The organism is Acinetobacter sp. ATCC 27244, from assembly GCF_000156555.1.
GTDB lineage: Bacteria > Pseudomonadota > Gammaproteobacteria > Pseudomonadales > Moraxellaceae > Acinetobacter > Acinetobacter haemolyticus.
The window spans coordinates 125,568-140,569 of the sequence record NZ_GG665953.1 but is presented as its reverse complement, the minus strand read 5'-3'; the positions used below and the strand labels follow the sequence as shown (position 1 = coordinate 140,569).

General features: G+C 39.9%; 13 protein-coding genes and 1 tRNA gene. 6 read left to right on the top strand and 8 right to left on the bottom strand.

All coding sequences use genetic code 11. The features are described from left to right. Positions 1 to 64 precede the first annotated feature (64 nt). Positions 65 to 751, top strand: a complete 687-nt coding sequence (locus tag HMPREF0023_RS07190) for a GntR family transcriptional regulator (protein ID WP_008941632.1) — start codon at positions 65 to 67, stop codon at positions 749 to 751. A gap of 42 nt (positions 752 to 793) precedes the next feature. On the opposite strand, the gene HMPREF0023_RS07185 is transcribed toward HMPREF0023_RS07190, so the two are convergent. Beyond that, complete coding sequence (locus tag HMPREF0023_RS07185; RefSeq protein ID WP_017396181.1) at positions 794 to 1,738, bottom strand: PDR/VanB family oxidoreductase; 945 nt, start codon at positions 1,736 to 1,738, stop codon at positions 794 to 796. A gap of 12 nt (positions 1,739 to 1,750) precedes the next feature. Then, on the bottom strand, positions 1,751 to 2,827 hold the full coding sequence (locus HMPREF0023_RS07180) for an aromatic ring-hydroxylating oxygenase subunit alpha (RefSeq protein ID WP_008941630.1): 1,077 nt from the start codon (positions 2,825 to 2,827) through the stop codon (positions 1,751 to 1,753). Positions 2,828 to 3,203: 376 nt separating this feature from the next. On the opposite strand from HMPREF0023_RS07180, the gene HMPREF0023_RS07175 reads away from it, so the two are divergent. Continuing rightward, the gene (locus tag HMPREF0023_RS07175; RefSeq protein WP_017396182.1) at positions 3,204 to 4,553 is read left to right on the top strand and encodes an MFS transporter; all 1,350 of its coding nucleotides are present in this window, start codon (positions 3,204 to 3,206) and stop codon (positions 4,551 to 4,553) included. A 31-nt stretch (positions 4,554 to 4,584) separates the two neighbouring features. Further along, positions 4,585 to 5,865, top strand: coding sequence for an OprD family outer membrane porin (locus HMPREF0023_RS07170; RefSeq protein WP_008941628.1), 1,281 nt, complete (start codon positions 4,585 to 4,587; stop codon positions 5,863 to 5,865). A gap of 1 nt (position 5,866) precedes the next feature. On the opposite strand, the gene HMPREF0023_RS07165 is transcribed toward HMPREF0023_RS07170, so the two are convergent. Both HMPREF0023_RS07165 and HMPREF0023_RS07160 read right to left on the bottom strand, forming a co-directional pair. Continuing rightward, positions 5,867 to 5,942 (bottom strand) — tRNA-Arg (locus tag HMPREF0023_RS07165). A 70-nt stretch (positions 5,943 to 6,012) separates the two neighbouring features. Continuing rightward, entirely contained in the window at positions 6,013 to 7,371 is a 1,359-nt protein-coding gene (locus tag HMPREF0023_RS07160; protein WP_017396604.1) for an amino acid permease, read from the bottom strand. 367 nt (positions 7,372 to 7,738) lie between these two features. On the opposite strand from HMPREF0023_RS07160, the gene prpF reads away from it, so the two are divergent. Both prpF and HMPREF0023_RS07150 read left to right on the top strand, forming a co-directional pair. After that, on the top strand, positions 7,739 to 8,926 hold the full coding sequence (prpF, locus tag HMPREF0023_RS07155; RefSeq protein ID WP_008941626.1) for a 2-methylaconitate cis-trans isomerase PrpF: 1,188 nt from the start codon (positions 7,739 to 7,741) through the stop codon (positions 8,924 to 8,926). Positions 8,927 to 9,039: 113 nt separating this feature from the next. Next, positions 9,040 to 9,951, top strand: coding sequence for a polyprenyl synthetase family protein (locus HMPREF0023_RS07150; protein ID WP_008941625.1), 912 nt, complete (start codon positions 9,040 to 9,042; stop codon positions 9,949 to 9,951). Positions 9,952 to 10,011: 60 nt separating this feature from the next. Here HMPREF0023_RS07150 and HMPREF0023_RS07145 read toward each other — a convergent pair whose 3' ends face one another. The 4 genes from HMPREF0023_RS07145 to HMPREF0023_RS07130 form a co-directional block, all read right to left on the bottom strand. After that, the gene (locus tag HMPREF0023_RS07145; protein WP_004640495.1) at positions 10,012 to 10,863 is read right to left on the bottom strand and encodes an SPFH domain-containing protein; all 852 of its coding nucleotides are present in this window, start codon (positions 10,861 to 10,863) and stop codon (positions 10,012 to 10,014) included. An 18-nt stretch (positions 10,864 to 10,881) separates the two neighbouring features. Further along, positions 10,882 to 11,343: an NfeD family protein gene (locus tag HMPREF0023_RS07140; RefSeq protein ID WP_008941624.1), complete on the bottom strand. Its 462-nt coding sequence runs from the start codon at positions 11,341 to 11,343 to the stop codon at positions 10,882 to 10,884. A 131-nt stretch (positions 11,344 to 11,474) separates the two neighbouring features. After that, the gene (locus tag HMPREF0023_RS07135) at positions 11,475 to 12,392 is read right to left on the bottom strand and encodes a patatin-like phospholipase family protein (protein ID WP_004640491.1); all 918 of its coding nucleotides are present in this window, start codon (positions 12,390 to 12,392) and stop codon (positions 11,475 to 11,477) included. 62 nt (positions 12,393 to 12,454) lie between these two features. After that, positions 12,455 to 13,081 (bottom strand): lysophospholipid acyltransferase family protein, encoded by a 627-nt coding sequence (locus HMPREF0023_RS07130; protein ID WP_008941623.1) that lies wholly within the window; start codon positions 13,079 to 13,081, stop codon positions 12,455 to 12,457. Between the two features lie 145 nt (positions 13,082 to 13,226). On the opposite strand from HMPREF0023_RS07130, the gene HMPREF0023_RS07125 reads away from it, so the two are divergent. Continuing rightward, positions 13,227 to 14,477: an MFS transporter gene (locus tag HMPREF0023_RS07125; protein ID WP_008941622.1), complete on the top strand. Its 1,251-nt coding sequence runs from the start codon at positions 13,227 to 13,229 to the stop codon at positions 14,475 to 14,477. Positions 14,478 to 15,002: the final 525 nt, after the last annotated feature.

Sequence of the window (15,002 nt, the reverse complement as noted above, 5' to 3'; positions counted from 1 at the left end):
CATTTTATAGATGAAGTTGTTAGCATCAAAGATCGGTTTAGATTTAGATAGTGTGTGATTAAGCATGTCTTCAGGGCAACAAGTTTTAATTAAACTCAGAAAAATGATCATTGCAGGGGAAATTGAAGGGGGAAGTCGAATTGCTGAGATTCCAACTGCGGAGTTGCTAGGTGTCTCTAGGCAGCCGATTCGAATGGCATTTCGTTTACTTGAGCAGGAAGGTCTGTTAATAAAAAATCCAACTCGCGGGTATACGGTACGAGAGATTTCGGGAAAACTGATTCATGATGCTCTTGAGGTCCGTGGTGTGCTTGAAGGATTAGCGGCAAAAACAATAGCAGAGCAAGGATTAACTGATCAACAAAAACTCACCTTGCAAGAATGCATTCAAGAAATAGAACAGCTCTTTAATGAGCATACTGAATTTGGTGATGCCGAATTAGAGCGCTATCACCATTTTAACGTAATTTTTCACGATACGATTATTCAAGGAGCGCAGAATATAGCGCTATTACAGGCTTTGGTAAAAAATAATCAACTGCCAATGGCATCAGCGCAAGCGATTACTTTCGATCAAACAAAGGCGTTATCTGAATATCGTCGATTGCATTATGCACATCTCCAACATTGTTCAATTTATGACGCGTTATTACATCGCCAAGCAGGACGTGCTGAAACCCTTATGCGCGAACATAGTAGTGTGGTGATATTGGGTGAAACCTTAACTGGTATTCTTAGTGATGAAACTTAATGAGTTCCTTTTGACGCAGAGTTGAAAAGGAACTCGAAAATGCTACAGTTCAATGACGAGTTTTTTCGACTTTGCACGAGAGCAACACGGCGTAAACTGGTTATTAAGCGCATGTTCTTCATCGGTCATAAATACATCACGATGGTCTGGTGTTCCTTCGATTACACGAGTAATACAAGTCCCACAAATGCCTTGCTCACAGGAAATTGGCACATCAAAACCATGTTCAATCAAAGCTTGGGTGGCAGTCTGGTGGGCTAACACCTTGATTTGACGGTCTGTACCTTTAACTTCAATGGTAAAGGCTTCATTATTTGAAGTATCTGCGAGTTGTGCAACAAAATGCTCTTGGTGTAAATGTTCAGTTTGCCATCCAGCCTGTACTGCAGAATTGGTCACAAACTCCATAAACCCTGTAGGGCCACAGACATATAGATGTTTGTCGGGAGCATTCTGCTGGAGTACCTGTGACATATCGCAACCAGTGCCAGGCTGATCTTGAATATGAAAATGAATGTTTGAACCAAAATGTTCAGTTAAATTACCGTAGAAGGCAATCATGTCATGGCTACGGACGAAGTAATGTAACTCGAATGGAATTCGTGCGGATTTAAGCCGATATGCCATGGATAAAATAGGCGTAATTCCAATCCCGCCAGCAAATAAAATAGCTTGTTTCGTTTCAGGATGAATTTTAAATAAATTACGGGGTTCTCCAATTTGTAGAAGATCACCTTCATGGTATTTCGTATGGATACAACGTGATCCTCCCCGTGAATTGGAATCATGTAGCACACCAATGACATAACGATGTCTTTCACTACAACTATTTGAAAGTGAATATTGGCGAGTTAGACCATTTTTAAGATGCACGTCAATATGTGCACCTGCTTCAAAAGTCGGGAGAGGCGTACCATTTGCTGACACCAGTTCAAATGCACGAATTGAGGGCGTGAGTTGATGAATTTTATGAATCATTACGTCCATGTTCATCTTCCTTTAAATCACATGAATATTTGGAAACTTCTGTTTAGATATTTCTGGAGGCGTTGTATTTTCTTCAGTAAGCAGACGCTCAATGACTCGACGTGACTGAACTCCACCTGCATCGATGTTAAGCATCAATAACTTTCGGTGAGGATTGCTTAAAATATTTTGTTGTTGCTGTTCCAACATTTCTAAATCTTCAGTGAAAATTTTGCCTTGACCTTCACGAATTTGATCGGTGAGTTCAACATTCTCTGGCTGGAAATTACGGGCCATTCCCCAGAAATACCAATGCGAGGTTTCTGTTTCTGGTGTAATGAAATCTACGACGATAGAGGACACTTTTTTATCTTTTGGTGCGTCATAGCCACCGTATCCCGCATGAGCGACACCGACTTCAATGTGTACGTTGCTTGGAGCATAGAAATGACAGCGCTGCCAACGATCTACAGGTATGTCATCGGCCAAATTGTTGCCACGAAGTGCCATTTGCCAGAAAGGTGGCGCAATAACATTTTCCATATAACGCTCAGTAATGACCTGATCGCCATCCACCTTAGTTACAGGTAGGGCTTCATCAATTTCTTTTTGACCAATACTGCTTGAGTGGACATAGGTTTCATGGGTTAAATCCATAAGGTTGTCGATCATCAGGCGATAATCACATTGGATATGAAATAAGCCGCCACCATAGCTCCACTCGGGATGTTCAGCCCATTCTAGTGTTGGAAGTTTTGATTCATCTGCTAACGCTTTTTCACCTGGCCAGACCCAAATGAATCCATATTTTTCGATGACTGCGTAGGCTTTGTTGCATGGAAAACCATGGGTACGTTGTGCTGGCATAGATACCGTTTTTCCGTCACATCCCATCACTAAACCATGGTAACCACATACGAGGTTTCCATCTTCAACATAACCTAATGACAGGGGGGCACCACGATGTGGGCAGAAATCTTCCACGGCAGCGACCTGATTTTCTTTGCCACGATAAAAAACGATCTTTTCACCACAAATTGTGCGACCAAGAGGCTTATCTTGAATTTCTTCTGGACGGCATGCGACATACCAAGCATTTTTAATAAACATGTGTGACGTCTCCTTATCACCTATTGGATCCAATTTATGATTTTGATAAATTCATGTCAAGCATTTGGCATGTTTGTTTTCTGAAAGAGCCATTTTTCTCTTTCTATTAAATGTATATATTATTGAAAATAAATATAATTTTAAATTTTAAAAAATATTAATTCGAATGAGATTTATTTTTTAATAAAACCATTGATTTTTTGGATCCATTTATTCAGTATAAAAAAAGCAGGATGCTTAGCAAAACGTGTCGACAGCATACGGTTTGTGAAATCAAACAATGTTAATAAATTTTTGGATAGGGATATGCATGATCAGCCATCGCAGGCTTTTGCGTTGATGTATGTGTATTTTATCCAATGTTGGAGATATACACATGAACCGAGATGTTCTTAGTGAAATAAACCAAAATAAGATGAGCCGTTATCAATGGTTCGTGATTTCAATTTGTATTTGTCTAAATATTATCGATGGTTTTGATGTCATGGTCATGGCATTTACAGCCCCTTCAGTGTCTATGGAATGGTCTCTATCAGGCGCACAAATCGGATTGCTCTTGAGTGCAGGTTTATTCGGAATGGCCGCTGGTTCAATATTTTTAGCGCCTTTTGCAGACAAAGTGGGGCGTCGTTTATTGATCTTATCTTGCTTAGTTATTTCTGGTCTAAGTATGTTGGCTTGCGCATTTGTAGACAATCACAATACCTTAGCATTACTTCGTTTTATCACTGGTATTGGTGTCGGTGGAATTTTGGCAAGTAGTAATGTTTTAGCAAGTGAGTATGCAAATGGGCAATGGAGAAGTCTTGCAGTGAGTTTAATGTCTACTGGTTATGGAATCGGTGCGACATTGGGAGGCGTATTATCACTGGCATTGATTGAACAATTGGGTTGGCGTTCAATTTTCTTGGCAGGTGGGATTGCGACGATCATGATGCTATTTGTGAGCATCTGGTTGCTGCCAGAATCACTGGATTATTTGTTGGCAAAAAGACCGAAACAAGCATTAAAGCAAATTAATATAACGATGCAGAGAATAGGGGGAAGTACTCTGTCTGCTTTACCACACCAAGTAAAAACCAGTACCGCGGGAAATAAAGGGGAGTTGGTCAAGCTATTTGATGGACATCTTCGCTTCCAAACACTGTGCCTGTGGTTTGCTTTTTTCTTAGTCATGTTTGGTTTTTATTTTGTGATGAGCTGGACACCTAAAATTTTACTTTCAATGGGAATGTCAGCTGATCAGGGTGTGACGACCGGAATTTTAATTAGTATTGGCGGGATTTTTGGTGCGGCAATCATCGGATTACTTGCTTCACGTATCAAAATTTTCTACGCATTAAGCCTGTTCTTAGGGTTAACGGCAGTTTGTGTATTCTTATTTGTTGCAGTATCAACGCATGTCAGTATAGCGCTGGTGGTTGGTTTGCTATTAGGAACGCTTATCAATGGTTGTGTAGCAGGCTTATATTCAATCTCACCGACAATTTATGATGCTGAAATCCGTAGTCGTGGTGTAGGTTATGCCATTGGATTTAGTCGTATTGGTGCAATTTTATCACCAACAGTTGCAGGCATTTTTCTGGATAAAGGTATCGCTCCAGCCACGCTTTATGCTTATTACGGTGTGGTCTTTATTTTAGCTATTTTCTTGATTTTAAGCTTGGGTAATGCTTTTTACAGGAACAAAAAAGAGCAAAATTACTCCCTTAAAACAGCACCTTAAATCCTAAAAAATTAAATAGTTGAGATAAAAAATGAAAAAGACATCTGTATGGATGGGGATATGCTTGTGCCCGTTATTTAGCCAGATCGCACATGCCGAGTTTATTAAAGACAGTAAAGCCGAGTTGACACTTCGAAATTTTTACTTCGACCGAGACTATAAGCAAGATCTATATCCCTATACAGCCGCCAGAGATTGGGCACAGGGTTTAATCTTTAAAGGACAGTCTGGTTATACCGAGGGTAACGTAGGATTCGGTCTGGATGTATTGGCGATGGCAGGCTTTAACTTGATGGGCAATCGTGCAGATGACTATGCTCGTAGTGGTTTATTGCAGGTCAATGCGGATAACTCTCGTGATGATTATTATGGGAAAATTGGAATTACGGGAAAGGCAAAATTCAGAAAAAATGAGCTATTTGTGGGGGATCTCGTTCCACAATTGCCGACTATATTTTCATCACCAGCACGTTTATTTCCCCAGACTTATCGCGGGGTTCGCTTTGTTTCAAATGAAATTCCAAATCTTCAATTAGAGGGGTTTTATGTAGATGAAGTGCGGCAACGCGACTCGATTCGCTATACAGAGGTGGGTATAGATAATATCAACCAACGTTTTGACAAATCAGCAAAGACTGATCATTTTTATAGTTTCGGGGGAAATTACCAATTAAAAGATTACCGTTTGCGTGCTTATCACGCCGAACTTAAAGATATTTACCAACAACAATTTTTAGGTTTTAACGGGAAACAAGCCTTAAACGAACAACTTAATTTTTTAAGTGATGTACGTTTTTTTAATAGTACCGAAACGGGAAGTAAACAAATCGGAGAGGTGGATAACCGTCATTTGAGTGGTTTATTTGGTTTGAATTATCAAAATCATACGATTTCTTTGGGATATATGCAGTCGTTTGGTTCGACGGGATTACCATTTTTATCGGGAACAGAAAGTCCTGTTGTGCTGGATTTTATGAGTTCGGATTATTCGAATAAGGATGAAAAAGTCTATTCAGTTCGTTATGAATATGATTTCAAAAATGCACAATTAGGTGATATTCCACTAAATGGTCTTCGTTTTATGACACGATATGCAAAAGGGGAAGATATTGATTTACTCCAATATGGAGGTCAACGTTTTAAAGAGGAATCAATTGAGTTCGATCTGGGGTATAAAATCCCTGAAGGTAAATTACAAGGTTTAGGGATGAGAGCCCGTTTTTCCCATTATCGTAATGATATGCCAACGAATATGGTTTTCCATTCAGCGAATGAAATGCGTTTTAACATTGATTATAGTTTTAGGTTTTAATTGGTGCGCTCAGCGGGACTCGAACCCACGTCGGTCGCTTAGGAGGCAACTGCTCTATCCAGTTAAGCTATGAGCGCATAGTGCAATGATTATAAACAAAAAAGTGATTGCCGAAGCAATCACTTTTTGATTAAAGGGACCAACTGTTTAATCTTTGGATTTTGGGTTGAGAACTTTATATAGCGCAAGCATGAGCACAATCCAAATAGGGATCATAAGCACAGACTCTTTAAAGCCTTGTTGCCACATGATAAAGAGAACCACAGCAATAAATGCTAATACTAAATAATTGCTAAATGGTGCCCAAAGTGCAGGGAAACTTGTTTTCAGACCAGTTTTCTTGATCATTTTCATAAACTGAAGATGCGTTAAGCTGATCATCGCCCAGTTTAAAACCAACGCCCCAACAACCACATACATCAAATGACCAAGTGCTTCTTCTGGTACAAAATAGTTTAAAAGTACGCAGCCAAAAATCAACAAAGCAGAAAGCAAAACAGCAGGAATTGGCACACCTTGTTTATTAGTTTTGGCAAAAACCTTTGGTGCATTGCCTTGCTGAGCTAGACCATAAAGCATACGGCTATTTGCATACATACCACTGTTATAAACAGATAATGCGGCGGTTAGAATGATGAAGTTTAGTAAGTGTGCTGCCCAACCGATGCCCATTTGACTAAAAATCATCACAAATGGGCTTTTATCGAGACCACCTAAATCAAGTTGATTCCAAGGAACCAATGACAGAAGGATCGTCAATGAACCGATATAGAAAATCAGGATTCGAAATACCACTTGGTTAATGGCTTTCGGAATCGTTTTCTTTGGATCTTTTGCTTCTGCCGCAGCCATCCCGATAAGTTCAATACCACCAAAAGCGAACATCAAGAAAGCCAACATGAAGAACAAGCCTTCAAAACCATTTGGAAAAAAGCCACCATATGTCCAAAGATTGCTAAATGACGCAGTTGAATTTGCATCAGCGGTAGCGATCAAGAACAAACCAAATAAAATCATGGCTATCACGGCTGTTACTTTGATGATCGCTAACCAAAATTCGGATTCACCATAGAATTTTACATTGGTAAGGTTAATCGCGGTGATCACAAGAAAGAAAAACAATACAGATGACCATGCAGGAATATGAGGCCACCAGTAATTGATATATTTTGCGACAGCAGTAAGTTCTGCCATAGCCACTAAGATATAGAGAACCCAATAGTTCCAACCCGATAGGAAACCTGGAAATTTACCCCAATATTTATACGCAAAATGGCTAAATGAACCTGCAACTGGTTCTTCGACGATCATTTCGCCGAGTTGACGCATGATTAAAAATGCGATCAAACCGCCAATTGCATAACCCAAAATGATAGATGGTCCAGCAGACTGGATCACTTGTGCAGAACCTAAAAATAAGCCCGTACCAATTGCCCCACCCATGGCGATGAGCTGAATATGACGGTTTTTTAGTCCACGCTGAAGTTGAGAAGTATCGTTGTTCAAAGGACTGAGCTCGACGAGGAATAAGTGGATTATTCTAATAGATTGAAAGATTTTCGCCTAGTAAAACAACAGTTAGGCTATGACTGGAAGTAGTGTTAAAAAATCCTTGAAAATCCTATATTTGAATCGATGGTAAAATAAGCGAAGATGAATGTTTAAACAACTAGAAATAGCTCTTGCTGTTTAATTCACAATTTTTTATTTTGTTGCCATTGTCAAACACAGCCGATCCACTGAATATACAGGGCATAATTTAAGCATGATATTTGGCTTAGAAAAATAGGTTATAAAGTATTTTGGCTTGTTGTACAGTAATTTTAAATGAAATCGCTATTGTACGAAAAACACGATAAAAGGATGAAATGAAATGAGCTCAGTCCCACAAATTAAAGTCCCTGCTACCTATATGCGTGGGGGGACAAGTAAGGGCGTTTTTTTCAAATTAGATGATTTGCCGGCATCAGCACAAGTGGCTGGCCAAGCGCGTGATCAACTCCTTCTCCGTGTGATCGGAAGTCCTGACCCATATGCTAAGCAAATTGATGGGATGGGTGGGGCAACTTCTAGTACAAGTAAGACCGTGATTTTGGCAAAAAGCTCTGAGCCAGAACATGATGTAGATTATTTGTTTGGGCAAGTCTCAATTGACCAGCCTTTTGTAGACTGGAGTGGTAACTGCGGTAATTTAACTGCGGCAGTTGGATCCTTTGCAATTTCAAATGGTTTGGTCGATGCTGAGCGTATTCCTGAAAATGGTATATGTACGGTACGTATCTGGCAGAAAAATATTCAGAAGACCATCATTGCTCATGTACCGATCACTAATGGAGAAGTTCAAGAAACAGGTGATTTTGAGTTAGATGGTGTGACTTTCCCAGCAGCAGAAGTTCAGATTGAGTTTTTAGATCCTGCTGATGACGGTGAAGATGGCGGTGATATGTTCCCTACAGGAAATGTGGTGGATCAACTCAATGTACCTGATATTGGATCATTCCAAGCGACCTTTATTAATGCGGGTATTCCAACCATTTTCTTAAATGCTGAAGATATTGGCTACCAAGGGACTGAGTTACAAGATCATATCAATGGTGATGCAACAGCGCTGGCTCGTTTTGAAAAGATTCGTGCTTATGGTGCTGTACAAATGGGGTTGTTTAAAGATGTTTCTGAAGCCGCATCTCGTCAGCACACGCCAAAGATCGCTTTTGTGTCTAAGCCAAAAACATATATCTCTTCAAGCGGAAAATCTGTTGAGGCAACTGAGGTGGATCTGCTGGTACGTGCCCTTTCTATGGGGAAACTGCACCATGCAATGATGGGTACAGCCGCTGTTGCGATTGGTACTGCTGCTGCAGTTCCAGGTACCTTAGTTAATTTAGCCGCAGGTGGTGGTGAACGAGAAGCGGTACGTTTTGGTCACCCATCAGGAACATTGCGTGTTGGTGCGCAGGCAGAATTGATTGATGGTAAATGGTCAGTAAAAAAAGCCATTATGAGTCGAAGTGCGCGCGTATTAATGGAAGGCTGGGTGCGCGTTCCAGGAGATAGTTTCTAAGGTCTGTATAAATCCCCCTGTTATAAGGGGGACTTCCTCGAAATTGATGATATGATGTCGACATTCCGACAAATCTTGTCATATCATTTTTTATTCAATATTTCGAGGCAATTGTGTCATCTATTTCTCCAGTTAATGCGGATGTTTTAAAACAAGCTCAACAACGTATTCAACAAGATTTATTGACTGCATTAGCTGCATTTTCTATTCCAGAACCGTTAAAAGCAGCCGTCCATCATGCAGTCATGCTTGGGGGCAAGCGTGTTCGTCCAGCATTGTGCTATGCCACAGCTTCGTTAAAACCAAATCATAATTTTGCCGCAGTTCGCCGTGCTGCCGTTGCCGTTGAGTTAATTCATTGTTATTCCTTGGCACATGATGATTTGCCATGTATGGATAATGATTTATTACGTCGTGGTCAACCAACTTGTCATGTGGTATTTGGTGAAGACACGGCATTGCTGGCAGGAGATATTTTGCAATCGATGGCATTTGAGATCCTTGGCAGTCGTTTATTTGATGAACAAGGACAGGGTATAGATAGTCAGATCGTACTCAAGCAAATGCAGATTTTGGCAACTGCGAGTTCAAAAATGGTTGCTGGGCAGGTATTAGACCTACAAGCCGAAGGAAAACAAGTTGATCAAACTGAATTAGAAAATATTCATCGTAATAAAACAGGGGCATTGATTCAGGCTGCGATCATGATGGGGGCAGTTACTGTTTTTGCAGGGACGGATCCAGCAATTCCGAAATTACGTCAATTCGGGCAAACCATTGGTTTAGCTTTCCAAGTGCAAGATGATATTTTAGATATTACAGCCAGTACTGAAACTTTAGGAAAGACTGCGGGCAAGGATGAACAAGTGCAGAAATCAACTTATCCTGCACTGATGGGTTTGGAACAGGCTAAAACCTATGCTCAGACTTTACATGATCAGGCTTTTGATGCATTGGCGTATTTTGGTGACCAAGCGCAGGAGTTAACGGCTATTTCACATTTTTTGCTTGCTCGAAAAAGCTAAAAAAATAAGAATAAAAAAAACAAAACGGCAGATCTGCCGCTTTGTTTTTTGAATGATGGTTTAGTGTTTGCCCATCAATCCACGAATTGTATTGAGTACATCGGCTGGTAACACCACTGTTTTCGCATTATTTGATTTTGATAACTCTTGCATGGCTTTAACATATTGCTCACCAAGCAAGTAAGCAACAGGCGTTTCTTTATCGCCAACTGCACTTGTTACCATTTCAATTGCACGTTTAGATGCTTCAGCAAGAACAACTTGTGCTTCTGCATCACGACGAGAAGCTTCTAAACGGCCATCCGCTTCAAGAATAGCAGCTTGTTTCTCACCATCTGCTTTGGTTACGGTTGCACGACGCTGACGTTCAGCAGCAGCTTGGGCTTCCATTGCTGATTGCATAGTGTGTGATGGTTGAATGTCTTGGATCTCAACCGTTTTAAGGGTAATTCCCCAATCTGCAATATCGTCAGAAATCGCAGCTTTAAGCTTCGCTTTGATCTGATCTCGAGAAGACAAAGCATCATCTAAAGCCATTTCACCAGCGATTGAACGCAGTGAAGTTTGAACCATGTTCTGAATCGCCCAGTTATAGTTCTCAATACCATAGACTGCTTTTTCAGGTGTTGTAATATTGATATATGCCACAGCATTCATCACTAATACAGCATTATCACTGGTAATCACTTCTTGCGAAGGAATATCCAAAACAATATCTTTGGTGGTTATTTTATAAGCGACTTCGTCAATATACGGAATCACGAAATTCAAACCTGGCTGTAGAGTGGTATGGTATTTACCTAATCGTTGAACAATCCATTTGTAGCCTTGAGGAACGAGACGTACCCCTTTGAAAATGGTTGTCGCAACAAATGCTAAAAACGCAATGACAACTATAGTACCGACAGACATTTGAAACCCTCTTTTTGTTTATGAATTGCAATGTGGTTGGACGACTAAATCATTGCCCAAAATATCAATTACTCGAACGCGATCACCCACTTTGACTGGCGTTGTACAGCGACAATGCCATTCATCAGAACCCAATACAGGCAATGAGAAACGAACCAGAATTTGTTCATGCTCAAGACCTGTTTGAATCACCATACCCACTTGACCAATGGTGGCTTCACGAGAAAGACCAGCCTTGGTTTTGTCGATAGATAACGGTTTGATAAATTTGAACCAAAGAAGTGTGCATAAGATAGATAAAATTCCCCAAGTAATGACTTGAGTTGGAAATCCCATCATTGGGAAGAGCCATAATAAAATGCAGACCATGATGGCAGCTATGCCGAACCATAGCGCGGCAAACGCAGGCATAATTAACTCTGAAAGAATGAGTAAAATCCCTAATACAAACCAGTGCCAAGGCTCAACTACAAATTCCATAGATTTGCTCGCATTATAAAAATACAGGAGATGAAAATTTATTCATCTCCTGTACTCTAGCAGATCATTAACTCTATGAATATACAGGAGCTGTCGATATTTGAAATATCGATAGCTGCTATGTCCTTTTTTTAGAATTTAGGTGTCGGGGCAGGTTTTAATGCAGCTGGTGATTTCTTAAATGTAGTAATCGCATTTTGAATCGCAACAATCTTCGCTTGAGCTGCTTTTTCACCTTCAAGAATGGCTTGATGACTGGATTTTAAATCAAGTACACCCAGATGTCCGACTTTAGGCTGGATTACAATCGAGGCTTGATTGAGTTCCTCATTGATACTTTGCTGTCCCATAATATTTAGCGTTTGATCAAGTAATCCCCACATGCTGACAGGTCGATCGGCTGTTGGTCGGGCAGAGATATCTACTGCAATTACGATATCAGCCCCCATATCTTTTGCAGTTTTCACTGGAATCGGGCTGACTAGTCCACCATCGACATATTTTGTATTTCCAATGACAGTAGGTACAAATACGTTTGGAATACTACACGACGCTCGAACTGCTTGTCCTGCATTTCCTTTAATGAACTCCGCCTTTTTACCATTATCTAAACGTGTCGCTACAGCTGCGAAACGAATTGGAAATTTTTCAATTGGCTTGTTTCCAATTTGAGTGTTGACGTAGTTTTGTAGCTTTTGACCCAGAATAAACCCTTGACTATTTATGGTCAAATCACGGATATCTGATTCTTGGAGTTTCAAAGCAAGATTTTGCATTTGATAAGGCGTTTGTCCGCTGGCATAAATACTGCCGACAAAGCTGCCTGCACTTGTACCCGTGACAATTTTAGGTTTAATCCCATGTGATTCTAATACTTTGATCACACCAATATGAGCAAAGCCTTTTGCGCCACCCCCGCCTAAGGCAATTGCAATCACAGGTTCACGTGCTTGCATCGTCGGAGTGGGAACAGTTTTCTTTGCAGTGGGATCACAGCCAAATAAAGTGAAGCTGACCAGCGCCAAACAAGAAAGTCGAGCAATATTCATATCGAATGTAGATTAATTAACCAATTGGAAGGGCACATCAGATCAGATTTACCCTTATTTTTCTAGTCTTTTTTCACTAGTTTTTGTAATGGCTCTGCAAGCCATTCCGGGTTTTTAGGTGAGAAATGACCAACATAGTGTTGCATGATCTGCTCTAGATCTTGCTGATAATGTCCTGTTGGTGTGAAAGCACCTAAGCTGTAGATCGTCTTATGATCATAATCAAAGGCAAACATGACGATTGGAATACCTGCTGCATGCGCAATATGATAAAAACCGCTTTTCATTTTCTCGGCTTTTTTTCGCGTTCCTTCAGGTGCCATACCGACCCAAATCCGTTCGTGTTGGTGTATGGTTGCAACAACTTGTTCTGTCAGCCCGTATGAGCTATCGCGACGTACAGGGATCAAACCAGCCCAGTTGAGAAAAGCTTTGAAGGGGGGGTTAAACAACGTATCTTTTCCAAGCACTGTTATTTTTAGTCCCAAGCCACCAATCGCCAGAAAACCATACCAACCATCAATATTTGAAGTGTGTGGTGAAATAATGGCTACTGCTTTAGGAAGATTGGGAATTTCGCCGACGACCGTCCAACCTTGGCTTAAAAAGAGTTTTTTACACAATTCTCGGCTATAAAAGTTTCCACGTTGTGGCACTAATGGCGGTAAATCAGGAAAATGTTGTGGCATAAATAAAAATTTAAAATAACAACTTCTTATTATGTTAAGCGGTCATACGATACACTGCATTGGCAAAAAATAAGATTTTATGATCTTGAAAATGGAATGAATAGATACTTCTATATGTGGATTGCAGATTACAGGAATCGTTTGTATGCCTAATATTCGACAGGTTTATCTCCTGCTATTTTCGTTATATTGGGCGCAAGGTCTACCCGTTGGCTTTATCACGCATGCTTTACCTGTGATCTTAAGAGCGCAAGGTGTGTCTTTGGCGCATATCGGTGGTTTTGGATTATTGATGTTGCCTTGGGCGATTAAAATCTTTTGGGCCCCATTTGTCGATCGAGTTGCATTGTCACGGTTGGGACAATACCGCAGTTGGATTATTCCAACGCAATTATGCAGCGTGACCATTTTAGTAATTCTATCTTTTTTCCCAATTCATGCACTTGATCAACCCAGTTATTTGTTGATTTTCTTTGGGTTATTGTTGTTTATGAATCTGACTGGTGCGACGCAGGATATTGCCACGGATGCCTTGGCAGTGAATTTACTAAAAAGTGATCAACAACACTGGGGGAATACGATTCAAGTGATTGGCTCACGACTTGGGTTTATCGTAGGCGGTGGAGCCGTGTTGTGGTGTTTGGACTGGTTACATTGGCAAGCAACATTTTTGATTTTGGCGCTATTGGTTTTTTTGAATACGCTACCCGTTCTTTTCTTTCAAGAACCGATTCATGCCAAAGTGCAAACCACGCATGATCAGCCAGCTCGCTCTATATTTAAAACGATTACTGCATATCTGGATTATTTTAAATCTTCTTCAGAATTAAAAGCATGGCTATTGGTATTGGTCAGTTTCAAGATTGCGGATGGGTTGTCGGGGCCTTTACTCAAACCATTAATGGTTGATATGGGCTTGAGCTTCTCACAGATTGGAATTTATATCACTATGTTAGGTGCAGTCGCAGCTTTGGCTGGGGCAGGAATAGCAGGTGTCTTGCTGAAATATATTGCTAGACCAACTGCATTGATTGCATTTTCATGGTTAAAAATCCTGAGCCTGCTGGGGTATGTTTGTTTGGCTTTTGTCTATGAACATGGTTATCAGATTAGTCCGTTGTGGCTATATTTAGTCAATGCATTTGAAGATGCGTGTTCTACTCTATTGCTGGTGGTGATGCTGACTTTAATTATGCATTACAGTCGTAAACAATTTGCAGGGACTGATTTTACCTTTCAGGTTTCGATTATGGCGACAGTAAGTGGTTCACTCTACATGATCAGTGGCATATTGGGGGATGTATTAGGTTACTACTTTTATTTGATGATTATTGTGATTGTTGGGATGTTTACATTAATACCAATTTATTCATGGAAATATAAAAAATTCTCTTAAATTATGGTAAGTTGTTGAAATAAACCCATTAAATATTGTTTTAATATTTTTGCATATGCTTTTTCATAGTTGTAAAGTGTATTCTTTCGCCATTTAAATATGTATTTAATCATACTAAATTTATGTGAATATGGAATAAAACATGAAGGGGGTTTTATATTTTTCATTATTAGAATTACGTGAATAATGAAGCTAAAAACAGTGAGAAAGAAGGTGGGTATTAGCCTAAAGTCTAAATAAGAATAATGAAATATTTTTTTAATCGTTCTGTAATATAAAGGTGCTGTGTAGGATTTGTTACCAAATATAGTAAAGAGAATGTCTTGGTAAATTGGAAAGATGGTTTCACCTTATTTCGATCCAAGCTTCAACTTTATTTTATATATAAATCATTTTTTTAGATGTAGTAACCAAATTCATGCACCTCAATACATTGGAAAATGTTTGATCCTTTTAGTTCTTAGCAAAAATACGGATCAATTTCGCATGGATAGGCAACATAAAATATAGATTAGGAGTTTTCGA

Coding starts and splice junctions, on each gene's coding strand:
- HMPREF0023_RS07190 (WP_008941632.1), top strand. CDS start 65: ATGTCTTCAGGGCAACAAGTTTTAATTAAACTCAGAAAAATGATCATT.
- HMPREF0023_RS07185 (WP_017396181.1), bottom strand. CDS start 1,738: ATGGACGTAATGATTCATAAAATTCATCAACTCACGCCCTCAATTCGT.
- HMPREF0023_RS07180 (WP_008941630.1), bottom strand. CDS start 2,827: ATGTTTATTAAAAATGCTTGGTATGTCGCATGCCGTCCAGAAGAAATT.
- HMPREF0023_RS07175 (WP_017396182.1), top strand. CDS start 3,204: ATGAACCGAGATGTTCTTAGTGAAATAAACCAAAATAAGATGAGCCGT.
- HMPREF0023_RS07170 (WP_008941628.1), top strand. CDS start 4,585: ATGAAAAAGACATCTGTATGGATGGGGATATGCTTGTGCCCGTTATTT.
- prpF (WP_008941626.1), top strand. CDS start 7,739: ATGAGCTCAGTCCCACAAATTAAAGTCCCTGCTACCTATATGCGTGGG.
- HMPREF0023_RS07145 (WP_004640495.1), bottom strand. CDS start 10,863: ATGTCTGTCGGTACTATAGTTGTCATTGCGTTTTTAGCATTTGTTGCG.
- HMPREF0023_RS07140 (WP_008941624.1), bottom strand. CDS start 11,343: ATGGAATTTGTAGTTGAGCCTTGGCACTGGTTTGTATTAGGGATTTTA.
- HMPREF0023_RS07135 (WP_004640491.1), bottom strand. CDS start 12,392: ATGAATATTGCTCGACTTTCTTGTTTGGCGCTGGTCAGCTTCACTTTA.
- HMPREF0023_RS07130 (WP_008941623.1), bottom strand. CDS start 13,081: ATGCCACAACATTTTCCTGATTTACCGCCATTAGTGCCACAACGTGGA.
- HMPREF0023_RS07125 (WP_008941622.1), top strand. CDS start 13,227: ATGCCTAATATTCGACAGGTTTATCTCCTGCTATTTTCGTTATATTGG.